The following is an 11510-nucleotide window of genomic DNA, read 5'->3' as shown; positions in this document are numbered from 1 at the left end:
ACGAACAGGATGGAAACGAATCTCCATCCTGTTCGATAGGTCTTACCAGATCCTCATCCAGCCCAACTTAAGTGAACTGCATTACCCCCATGGGAGCCGTTTCGCATTGGTTTGCCGTGCAAATCAGGTGAGCGGCGACAGCTGGATCTCGACGCGGCGGTTCTGGGCGCGGCCTTCGGACGTGGCATTGGATGCGACCGGGCGCGTCTTGCCGAAGCCGGTGACTGCGAAGCGGCGCTGATCCACGCCCTGACCGGACAGATAGTTCGCGACCGCCAGAGCACGACGCTGCGACAGATCGAAATTGTGCTGGTCGCCACCGGTCGAATCGGTGTGGCCGAACACGTCAACCGTGGTCTGCTTGAACTTCTTCAGCACCAGCGCGACAGAGTTCAGGACCTGGTAGAAGCCGGGCTTCACCGCATCCTGATCCGAGTTGAAGGTGATGTCGGACGGCATGTTGAGAATGATCTGGTCGCCGCTGCGGGTGACGCTGACACCGGTGCCCTCGAGCTGCCGGCGCAGTTCGGCCTCGTTCTGGTCCATGGTGGCGCCGATGGCGCCGCCAGCCAGCGCGCCGATGCCGGCGCCGATCAGTGCGTTGCGGCGGTCATTGCCGCCGGCAAGCAGGCCAAGGCTGGCGCCCGCTAGGGCGCCAAGGCCGGCGCCGGCCGCCGTGTTGGAAATCTTCTGGTCGCCCGTATACGGATCGGTGGTGGTGCAGGCGCTCACGAGCACAGCCGTCGCCACGACGACGAGCACAGTCTTTTTCATAGGATGGTCCCTCTCCAAGTCACGCCTTGCGGTGGCGCCAAATCAGCCCTTCCCGCGACTTGTACCACGAATTGCGGCGAAAAGCGGAATGGCGAAAGCGCCGCTCACGGCTTTTCCCGAGAGATAATACCCGGCGGTGGCGCCGCATCGCCGTGCCGGAATGGTCTGGATCAGGCTACCAGAGGTTCTTGCCGTCTATGACAACCACTTCGACCTTGTCGAGATCGAAATCGTCGAACAGCCGCGCGTTGACGCTGATCTTGGGATTGTCGAAATCCGGCTCGCCGGTCGACCAGTCCGGCGTTTCGGTAAAGGTGCCGCAGCCGCAGGTGGCGCAAAAACCGTGCTTTACGGTTTTCGATCCCCAGCGGTAGAAAGAGACGTTCTCCATCGGGCTGGTGAGCTTGAATTGCGAAGGCACGTAGTAGGCCCAGAGCGAGCCGCGCTTCGAGCAGAAAGAACAAGTGCATTGCGTCACCGTCTGCGGTGCCTGCGAAACCTCGAATGTCGTCGCCTTGCAATGACAGCTTGCCTTGATGGTCATCAACGAACTCCTCCTGTCGCCCGCCACCCTGTGCGGCAAAGGCACCATAAAGAGGTGCTCCTGACAACTGTCTGTCAGCAGGCATCACCCGAACCGCGCAAACCCGGCCTGCGGCCCCGGTCACACGCGACCGCGGACGTCCGACCGCCGTCCTGTCGTCAATAGGAGCGCGGCGGCACGAACAGGCAGATTGTCTTGCCGGCGTCGAGGCCCGCTTGGTGCGCGCACCAATGGAACTCGCCGTCCGGGCTGTCCTTGACACGCTTGTCGGTCATTGGAACGATCTCACCCGTTCCGGCGATGACATAGCCCTCGGGTTTCTCCAGCACTTCGCCTGTATGGGTCGTGCGACAATCATAGTTGGCGCAGCATGCGAACGGATAACTCCAGCCCTGTGGCTTTGCCGCCGTGGGGGTGGCGTCATGCGCGAAGGCAGGTGCCGTCAGCATTGCCATCGCGCCGATCGCGAACAGGGAAAACAAAAGTCGGCCAGCCGGTTGAACGGCATTGGCCGATCTGAGTGTGGCAGCAGACATGACGCGTTCCTTTCAAACGAGCTCAAGCGTTTCGCTTGCCCGTTCCCGGAACGTATCTTCCCAGTGGCCGGATCGTCGGGTCGCAGATATGCCGCGTCCGGCCATAAATGCTTTTGCACTCCCAGCCCTTGGATGCTGGGCTGATTCCTTGGTCGGCGCAAGACGATGCATTCCCGACATCGTTCTATAGACGTCAGGTATCCGCTACCGCCGACGAGATGAGGCCAAGGTCAATTCCCGGCAAACGGGCGTCGGATAAACGGAATAGGCCCGCTGTGGTTCCAGCCTACTGCTGGTCAGAGCCGGCAATCACGTGCTCTTGATACTGCGGCAGGTCATCGGTGATGGTGAACCAGCCCGCCTTCGAACCGACGAAGATGTGCGCGGTCGGGCGGATGGATGGGTCGTCGACGAGGGTTCCCATGGCGACATGGACATAGGCCCCCTCGCGCACGAGCGAATAAAGCAAGGAGCCGCACCGGCCACAATGCGCGTTATGGCCGCTTTCGTCGCCGAAGATCAGGAGCTTGTCCTCGCCTTCGGTGAGGACAAGCTTTTCACGCTCGATACCGGCGAAAGGCTTGAAGGCCGAACCGGTGGTGCGCCGGCAGTCCGAACAATGACAATTCGCGGCATAGATGAATTCGTCAGTGACCTCGTAGTGAACCGCACCGCAGAAGCACTTTCCGGTGAGCTTGCTCGGCACCCTCTCCTCCGTCGCTGTGGTGCGCAGGGGTATGTCAGATTGAGGTCAGCTAACCTCACCTGAACATATCCTAATCCAGGTCTGCTACGGCTTCGCCCGCGCCGCCCTCGATGCGCTGCGACAACGAGGCTTCCATGAAATCGTCGAGGTCGCCATCGAGCACGCTCGACGGGCTGGTGCTCTCGACGCCGGTGCGGAGATCCTTCACCAACTGGTAGGGCTGCAGCACATAGGAGCGGATCTGGTGACCCCAGCCTATATCGCTTTTCGACGCTTCGGTGGCGTTTGCAACCGCCTCGCGCTTTTTCAGCTCTTCTTCGTAAAGGCGCGAGCGCAGCATCTCCCAGGCCTTGGCCTTGTTCTTGTGCTGCGAACGTTCAGCCTGGCATGCGACCGCGATGCCGGTGGCCAGATGCGTGATGCGCACCGCCGAATCGGTGGTGTTGACGTGCTGGCCGCCCGAGCCTGACGAGCGATAAGTGTCGATGCGGACATCGGATTCGGAGACGTCGATCTCGATCGTGTCGTCGATGACCGGATAGACCCAGACGCTGGCGAAGGACGTATGCCGGCGCGCATTGCTGTCATAGGGCGAGATACGCACCAGGCGATGAACGCCCGATTCCGTCTTCATCCAGCCATAGGCATTGTGGCCTTTGATCATCAACGTTGCGGACTTGATGCCGGCCTCTTCGCCGTCATGCATTTCCAGCACTTCGACCTTGAAGCGACGGCGCTCGGCCCAGCGCGTGTACATGCGCAGCAGCATCGAGGCCCAGTCCTGGCTTTCGGTACCGCCGGCGCCGGCATGGATTTCGAGATAGGTGTCGTTGGAGTCTGCTTCACCCGACAGCAACGTCTCGACCTGGCGGGCCTTCGCTTCGCCTTGCATCGAGCGGATCGCGGCTTCCGCCTCGGCGATCACGCCCTCGTCGCCCTCTTCCTCGCCGAGCTCGATCAGGCCGATATTGTCTTCCAGCGCCTGCGTCAGACCTTTCACTGAGGCGATGCCCTCTTCGAGGCCCTGGCGCTCGCGCATCAGCTTCTGCGCTTCCAGCGGCTCGTTCCAGAGGCTGGCGTCCTCGGCGCGCACATTGAGGTATTCAAGCCGCTTTATGGCCTGATCCCAGTCAAAGATGCCTCCTCAGCAGGGTTATCGCCTGCCTGATCTCGTCGACAATATTCTGCGTTTCCGCGCGCATGGCTGGCTGTTCTGTCCTGTTTGCTGAAGTCGGTTGGCGCGATACATAGGCAGGCCGCCGCCGGCTGTAAAGCAAAATGGGCTGGCGCCAAGGCCAGCCCATCCGCTCCTGAAAATCATCAGTAGAGGCCGCCGCCGCCGGACTGGATGGCTTGATTGGCCTGCGGCGACAGCGCGCCACCGGTGGCATTGGAGCCGTCGGCGCCCATGCCGATCACCCAATAGCTGTCGGCGGGACCGGTGCCCGGCTTGAAGGCTTCGATGATGGTTCCGGGATCGCCCGATGCGGCACGCATGCCGGTCTTGCGGTTGATGGCAACCAGGTTCATGCCTTCGGGCACCTTGAAGTCGACATTGGGCGTGCCATCCAGCGCCACCCGCATGAAGTCCTTGAAGATTGGTGCTGCGAGACCACCGCCGGTGGCGCCATGGCCGAGGCCGCGCGGCGTGTCGTAGCCCATGTAGAGGCCGACGACGAGGTTGGGCGTGTAGCCGATGAACCAGGCGTCCTTTTCGTCGTTGGTCGTTCCGGTTTTGCCGGCGATGTGGCGGCCGAGTTCATTGATGGTGGCGCCGGTGCCGCGCTGCACGACGCCTTCCATCATCGAGGTGATCTGGTAGGCGGTCATCGGATCGAGCACCTGCTCGGAATTGTCGACGAGTTCCGGCTCCGGCTGGTTCTGCCATTCGGGCGCATTGCAGCCTTGGCAGCCACGCTCGTCCTGCTTGAACACCGTCTTGCCGTAGCGGTCCTGGATGCGGTCGATGAGCGATGGTTTGATCGACTTGCCGCCATTGGCCATGATCGAATAGGCCGACACCATGCGCATCACGGTGGTTTCGCCGGAACCCAGCGCCATCGGCAGATAGGGTGCCAGATGGTCGTAGACACCGAAGCGCTCGGCATATTCGACGACCAGCTTCATGCCCATGTCATTGGCAAGCCGCACCGTCATCAGGTTGCGCGACTTCTCGATGCCGGAGCGCAGGGTCGCCGGACCGGCGACGGTGCCATCGTAATTCTTCGGCGTCCAGCTCGTGTTACCGCTCTGGATCGTGATCGGCCCGTCCATGATCACCGACGCCGGCGTATAGCCATTGTCGAGTGCGGCCGAATAGACGATCGGCTTGAACGAGGAGCCCGGCTGGCGCATGGCTTGCGTGGCGCGGTTGAATTCGGACTGCGCGTAGGAGAAGCCGCCGACCATGGCCAGCACGCGGCCGGTGTGCGGGTCCATGGCGATGAGGCCGCCTTCCACTTCGGGCACCTGGCGCAGGCTGTAGGCGCCATCGGCACCATCGTTTTTCTGCACGAAGATGACGTCGCCCGGCTTCAGCACCTCCGCCGGCGACTTGGCCTTGACGGTCTTGCCGGCAACCACATGGCGCATGGCGAAACCCATGTCCTCCTTGCTGATGGTGCCTTCGACGCGCTCCTTGACGATCTCGCCCGACGCCTGCCGTGCCGGCTGCAGGCCGATCGACAGCCCGGTCGCAGAACTGTCGAGCACGACGGCGAGCGACCATTCGGGGACATCCTCCAGCCCCTTGACGGCGCCAAGCGGCACGCCCCAGTCGCCAGACACGTCGATCGATGTCACCGGCCCGCGATAGCCGCGCAGCGTGTCGTATTTCATCAACCCGTTCTGCATCGATTTGCGGGCAATGAGCTGGATCTTCGGATCGAGCGTGGTGCGGACGGAGAGACCGCCTTCGTAGAGCGCGTTCTCGCCGTAGCGGGCGATGATCTGGCGGCGCACCTCTTCGGTGAAGTACTCGCCGGCGAACAGATAGGTGCCGCTGCGCCGCGGCGTCACGCCCAGCGGCTCGGCCTTGGCCTTGTTGCCCTCCTCACGCGTGACGTAGCCGTTCTCGACCATCTGGTCGATGACCCAGTTGCGGCGCTCGATCGCGCGATCGGCATGCTTGAAAGGGTGGTAGTTGTTCGGCCCCTTGGGCAGCGAGGCCAGGTAGGCGGCCTCGGCCACGGACAGTTCGTTGACCGACTTGTCGAAATAGGTCAGCGCCGCACCGGCGACGCCATAGGCTCCGAAGCCGAAGAAGATTTCGTTGAGGTAGAGCTCGAGGATGCGATCCTTGGGATAGGCCTGCTCGATGCGGAAGGCGAGGATCATCTCCTTGATCTTGCGCTCGTAGGTCTGGTCCGAGGACAACAGGAAGTTCTTCGCCACCTGCTGGGTGATCGTCGAGGCACCGACCTGACGCCGGCCCGAGCCGAGATTCTGCAGGTTGACGATGATGGCGCGGCCGAGGCCGGTCACATCGATGCCCGGGTGGTTGTAGAAATTCTTGTCTTCGGCCGACAGGAAGGCCGCCTTGACGCGGTCCGGTATGGCCTGGATCGGCAAATACAGGCGCCGTTCGCGCGCGTATTCGGCCATCAGCGCGCCGTCAGACGCGTGGATGCGGGTGGTCACCGGCGGCTCGTATTTGGCCAGCACCTCGTAGTCGGGCAGATCCTTCGACAAATGGCCGATATAGATGGCAACGCCCGCCGCGACCAGAAGGGCCAGCGTCGTGCCGATGCCGAAAAAATAGCCAATGAGACGAATCATACCCGCTCCAGTCCTTGGTTCGGGAATTTCCTAAACGAAGCCGCCTTTCGCGCAAGCTTTCGAGCCGGTCCCAATCCGTAATCGAAAACCCTTGTCGCCGCCATGTGGACAAAATACGGCAATGCCTGATTTCGCGGTCGCGAGCCGGAAATAAAAGCATTGGGTGTTGTCGTCGCGCAACGCCGCCTCTGGTTGCAGGCGCCGCCGGTCATGTCAACCTCCGGTTCCCGGTCCGGCCTTGGCCGACGCGAACAGCGCGACGGCGTTGGTTATGCTCTGGGCCGCCTTGCCGCGCCAGTCGGCGTTGAGCAACTGCGCCTCGTCCTTGGCGTTCGAGAGATAACCGAGTTCGACCAGCACTGACGGCACGTCGGGTGCCTTGAGCACCTTGAAGCCCGCCGAACGCTGGGGATTGTTGATCAGGCCGACGCTGGTCGACAACTGGCCGACCAGCGTGTGGGCGAAACTCATCGAGAAATTGTGCGTTTCGCGGCGGATCAGGTCGATCAGGATGTCGGTGACTTCCTTGTTGTCGTTCTTGATTTCCATGCCGGCGAACTGGTCGGAGAGGTTTTCTCGGTCGGCAAGCGCCTGCGCCTCGGGATCCGAAGCCTTGTCGGAGACGGTGTAGACGGTGGCGCCGCGAATGCCTTTGACGCTGATCGTGTCGGCATGGATCGAAATAAGCAGGTCGGCCTCATGCTGACGGGCAATGCGCACGCGATCGTCCAGACGCAGGAATTCGTCTGTGTCGCGCGTCATGAACACATCATAATTGCCGATGGCTGCGAGTTTGTCCCGCAGCTCCGTGGCGAAGGCCAGCGTGACATTCTTCTCGATGGTGCCGTTCAGGCCCTCGGCACCGCCGTCGATGCCACCATGGCCGGGATCGATGACGACGGTGAACCGATGGCCTGGATTGGAGACCGGCCCGGTGCCGACCCGCCCTCCCTTGTCGGTCGAAACGGTCGATCCGGTGGTCAGCGCCTGATTGGCCAGCGCCACATCGAACTCGCGCTCGGATGCCGCCGACATGTCGATGGCAATGCGGTAGCCGGTACCGTCCTCGTTCTTGAGCACATCGAGCTTGTCGACCGCAAAGGGACCCTTGCCGGTGAGGACCAGCCGCGAAACGCCCTCGCCGAGGGCGCCCAGGCGCACGCTCTTGACCAGGCCCCGCGCCTTCAAATCCTTGGCATCAACGGCGAATCTCGTATTCGCGAGATCGATGACAAGACGGTTGGGACCGCGCAGCAGGAACCATTTGATACCGGGTTCGCGATCGAAGTCCATGACGATGCGCATCTTGGTGGCATCGCCGGCCATCTTGTAACCTTTTGCCACGAGCGGAGCGTCGGCGGCATTGGCATTTGAGGACAGGGCAGATGAGACCGCCAGCAGCAGCAAGAGGCAGAAAGCGGCCAGGATCCGGCCGCCGACACGACATCCCTTGTCTGTGAAGTCCGCCAATCCCATCTCTCTTCCAGTCGCTCCCGGTTTGGCGCCCGGCGCCCGGTCATTTCGTCCATATGCCGGTTAGGCCGCGAACTCGATTAACGATTGGTATCCAGAGAAGGTTAACCAAGCTTTTTCATGCAAGGCCGCAAGCCTGGCTTACGCTACGGAACGGCTTTTTGCCGGCATCGGAAATCGGGGTTGCCTTCCATCCCGCCAAATCATAAAAGCGATAGTGGATCACTGCAATCCTGGAACCGCCCTCCTCCGCAGCTTCTTGCTACAGGGTCAGATGTAAAGGCGGCTCCTTTCGCTTCAGGCGAAAAGGGTTCAGGTGATCGCGACGAATTTCGCAGGCGTGCTCCCGTGGCGGGGGAATCGCCTGCGTGAGGAAAACGGCCGGGTTTGTTCCCGCGCCGGCTCTGTATGAGCAAACAAGCTGGTCCGGTTCATCCGGGCTTTGGTTCAAAAGGTTCTGTTGGTGACGATGGCTTCAAGCGCAATCATGGAAAGGTCCGCATCAAACCGCGCCATTATGGCTGCGGGCGGCACCGCCATGGCGCTCAAGCGGCGGCCGGCGGACGTTCAAATATCCGGCACCCACATTCCAGACACGCAGCAGCAGGCTTTGCCTCGCAAGCTGCGGCTGACGGCTGCCGGGGGGAAACGAAATAATGCCCAACAAAATGCTGATAGACGCCTCCCACCCGGAGGAAACACGCGTTGTCGTCGTACGCGGTAACCGTATTGAAGAATTCGACTTTGAATCCCAGGACAAGAAGCAGCTCAAAGGAAACATATACCTAGCCCGCGTAACGCGCGTAGAGCCCTCCCTTCAGGCAGCCTTTGTCGAATATGGCGGCAACCGCCACGGTTTTCTCGCCTTCAGTGAAATTCACCCCGATTACTACCAGATTCCGGTCGCCGATCGTCAGGCACTGCTACGCGCGGAAGCGCAGGAGGCCGAGGACGAGGAGAACGAGGACGGCGACGGCGATGACCGTCAGAGCCGCGATCGCGGACGGCGCGGCCGCCGGCGCGGCGGAAAGCCCCGTGACCGGGGTGAGCACAAGCGCGATGCAGCCGATTCCGGCGAGGCAAACGACGCTGCCGACGAGGCAGAAGAAGGGGCCGACGCTGGTTTCGAAGAGATCTCGCACACGTCCGAGATCATCGAACATGCGGCCGATACGTCCGAACATGCCGATGCGTCCGAACATGGCGAGGATTCCGCCGAGCAGGACGAAGGCGAAACCCGCGAAGGCGGCCCGACGTCGATCGCCGCCTCGGTCGAGGCCGATGTGGTTTCCGAAGCCGTTCCGCAGGCCGAACAAGGCAGCGAAGCGACCTCCGGCGACAATGATCGCGGCATGCTGGAAGAAGTGCAGTCCTCGCATCCGGACGATCACGAGGTCGAATCGGTCGGCGCCGAGGACGCGCTGGAGGAAGTGCGCAACCGCCGCAAGCCGGTGCGCCGCCAGTACAAGATCCAGGAAGTGATCAAGCGCCGGCAGATCCTCTTGGTGCAGGTCGTCAAGGAAGAGCGCGGCAACAAGGGTGCGGCACTGACCACCTACCTGTCGCTTGCCGGCCGCTATTCGGTGCTGATGCCGAACACGGCGCGTGGCGGCGGCATTTCGCGCAAGATCACCAGCGCGGTCGACCGCAAGCGCCTGAAGGAGGTCGTTGCCGATCTCGAAGTGCCGCAGGGCATGGGCGTGATCCTGCGCACCGCCGGCGAGAGCCGCACCAAGGCCGAGATCAAGCGCGATTACGAATATCTGATGCGGCTTTGGGAAAATGTCCGCAATCTCACCTTGCAGTCCACGGCCCCTGCCCTGGTCTACGAGGAAGGCAGCCTGATCAAGCGCTCGGTGCGCGACCTCTACAACAAGGATATCGACGAGATTCTTGTCTCCGGCGAGGAAGGCTACCGCGAGGCCAAGGACTTCATGCGCATGCTGATGCCGAGCCACGCCAAGGTGGTTCAGCCGTTCCGCGACACGACGCCGATCTTTGTGCGCAACGGCATCGAGGCACAGCTAGACCGCATGCTGCAGCCGCAGGTGACGCTGAAGAGCGGCGGCTACATCATCATCAACCAGACCGAGGCGCTGGTTGCCATCGATGTCAATTCGGGCCGCTCCACCAAGGAGCACTCGATCGAGGACACCGCGCTCCACACCAATCTGGAAGCGGCCGAGGAAGTCGCGCGTCAACTCAGGCTGCGCGATCTCGCCGGCCTAATCGTCATCGACTTCATCGACATGGAGGAGAACCGCAACAACCGCTCCGTCGAGAAGCGGTTGAAGGATCACCTCAAGAACGATCGTGCGCGCATCCAGGTCGGCCGCATCTCGCATTTCGGCCTGATGGAGATGTCCCGCCAGCGCATCCGCGCCAGCGTGCTGGAATCGACCATGAAGCCTTGCCCGCATTGCGGCGGCACCGGCCATGTGCGCTCCGATTCGTCGGTCGCGCTGATGGTGGTGCGGGCGATCGAGGAATTCCTGCTCAAGGATTCGCGCAGCCACATCACGGTACGGACGCCGGCGGCGACCGCACTCTACGTGCTCAACCATAAGCGCGGCACGCTGGTCGAACTCGAAAGCCGCTTCGGGCTGACGATCACCGTCGAGGCCGACGATTCGGTCGGTTCGCAGCACTATGCGATCTTCCGCGGCGCGCTGGCTGAAAAGCCGGAAGGCTTTGTCGAGGCGCGCAGCTTCCCGGCCTATGTCGAGCCGGAAGAGCCCGAGGACGAGATTGTCGTCGCCGAGGAGGAGGATGACGAGGCGCCGGTCCAGGCCGAACAGCCACGCCAGCAGCCGCAGCAACAACCCCGACCTGCTGCCGCCGGTGGCGAGGAAGGCGAAGGCCGCGACCGCAAGCGCCGCAAGCGCCGGCGTCGGCGCGGCGGCAAGGATCGCGATCGCGAACATGGCGCCCCGGCGGACGGTGCTTCCGTCTCGGCTCCGGCCGGCGAGTTTTCGGACCCAGACTCGGCCGCCAGCGACGGCGACACGGAAACGGACGACAACGCCCCTGTTGGTGTTGCCGAAACGTCCGAGACAGTTGAGGCTTCGGACGAAGGCCAAGGCAAAAAGCGCCGGCGCGGCAAGCGCGGCGGCAAGCGCAACCGCCGCGAAGACGGTGAAGGCGAGGCCGAGGCAAGTGCTGGCGAAGCAGCCGACGCGTCCAAAGGCGAAGTCTCGGCAACCGAGGTGATCGCCAGCGAGCCGGTCGTTGCTGCACCAGCCGAAGAGCCGGTGGCGCTTGCTCCGGCCAATGACGACGCGCCGAGCACGGAGAAGCCGAAGAAGCCACGTCGTGCCGCCAAGCCGAAGAAGGCCGCGGCCGAAATCGTCGCCGAAGAGCCGGCTGCCGAGGCGGAAGCACCGGTCGAGACGCCGGCCACGGCGTCCGACGAAGCAGCGGCTGTGGAGAAGGCACCGAAGGCCCGCCCGTCGCGGCGCAAGCCGGCGGCGGTGAATGCGCCGGTCGAGCCCGTGGTGTCTTCGACCGTAGCGGAAGAACCCGCGGCCAAGGCTGAGGACAAGACCGAGGACAAGCCGAAACGCGGCGGATGGTGGCAGCGGAAGGGCTTTTTCTAAGCCTTTCAATCGCATGAGCTAGTTCTTTGACAAAAAAATCCCGCGCCGTCTCGAAGACGGTGCGGGATTTTCTTATCTGGCGTTATGCTGGATCGCGAAAGGCT

The 11510-nt window shown here is 62.5% G+C and carries 8 protein-coding genes; 1 reads left to right on the top strand and 7 read right to left on the bottom strand.

The genetic code is table 11. From position 1 onward, the window contains the following. Nucleotides 1-123: 123 nt before the first annotated feature. The 7 genes from NKH06_RS01605 to NKH06_RS01575 all read right to left on the bottom strand — a co-directional run bounded on the left by NKH06_RS01605 (nucleotide 124) and on the right by NKH06_RS01575 (nucleotide 7813). The gene (locus tag NKH06_RS01605) at nucleotides 124-774 is read right to left on the bottom strand and encodes a YiaD family glycine zipper/OmpA-like lipoprotein (protein ID WP_023812120.1); all 651 of its coding nucleotides are present in this window, start codon (nucleotides 772-774) and stop codon (nucleotides 124-126) included. A 175-nt stretch (nucleotides 775-949) separates the two neighbouring features. Further along, on the bottom strand, nucleotides 950-1318 hold the full coding sequence (locus NKH06_RS01600; RefSeq protein WP_023812121.1) for a GFA family protein: 369 nt from the start codon (nucleotides 1316-1318) through the stop codon (nucleotides 950-952). 158 nt (nucleotides 1319-1476) lie between these two features. Next, a complete protein-coding gene (locus NKH06_RS01595; RefSeq protein ID WP_023812122.1) occupies nucleotides 1477-1854 on the bottom strand; it encodes a hypothetical protein in 378 nt (125 codons plus the stop codon). Between the two features lie 286 nt (nucleotides 1855-2140). Continuing rightward, nucleotides 2141-2560 carry a GFA family protein gene (locus NKH06_RS01590; protein ID WP_023812123.1) on the bottom strand — a complete coding sequence of 140 codons (420 nt, stop codon included), beginning with the start codon at nucleotides 2558-2560 and terminating at the stop codon, nucleotides 2141-2143. A 70-nt stretch (nucleotides 2561-2630) separates the two neighbouring features. Continuing rightward, nucleotides 2631-3762 (bottom strand): peptide chain release factor 2 gene (gene prfB / locus NKH06_RS01585; protein WP_127291384.1). Its coding sequence is split into 2 segments (ribosomal slippage): nucleotides 2631-3695 and nucleotides 3697-3762, totalling 1131 coding nucleotides; the frame shifts between segments, so codons are not numbered across the junction. A 118-nt stretch (nucleotides 3763-3880) separates the two neighbouring features. Continuing rightward, nucleotides 3881-6337 carry a penicillin-binding protein 1A gene (locus NKH06_RS01580; RefSeq protein ID WP_352679400.1) on the bottom strand — a complete coding sequence of 819 codons (2457 nt, stop codon included), beginning with the start codon at nucleotides 6335-6337 and terminating at the stop codon, nucleotides 3881-3883. A gap of 213 nt (nucleotides 6338-6550) precedes the next feature. After that, complete coding sequence (locus NKH06_RS01575) at nucleotides 6551-7813, bottom strand: N-acetylmuramoyl-L-alanine amidase (RefSeq protein ID WP_023812126.1); 1263 nt, start codon at nucleotides 7811-7813, stop codon at nucleotides 6551-6553. Between the two features lie 653 nt (nucleotides 7814-8466). Between NKH06_RS01575 and NKH06_RS01570 the strand changes: the two genes are divergently transcribed. Next, nucleotides 8467-11406, top strand: coding sequence for an Rne/Rng family ribonuclease (locus NKH06_RS01570; protein WP_352751390.1), 2940 nt, complete (start codon nucleotides 8467-8469; stop codon nucleotides 11404-11406). Nucleotides 11407-11510 lie beyond the last annotated feature (104 nt).

This window comes from Mesorhizobium sp. M1342, assembly GCF_040317955.1.
In the GTDB taxonomy this organism is placed as follows: domain Bacteria; phylum Pseudomonadota; class Alphaproteobacteria; order Rhizobiales; family Rhizobiaceae; genus Mesorhizobium.
Note: the sequence above shows the minus strand (reverse complement) of the source record. Positions and strands in the feature narration are given on the sequence as shown.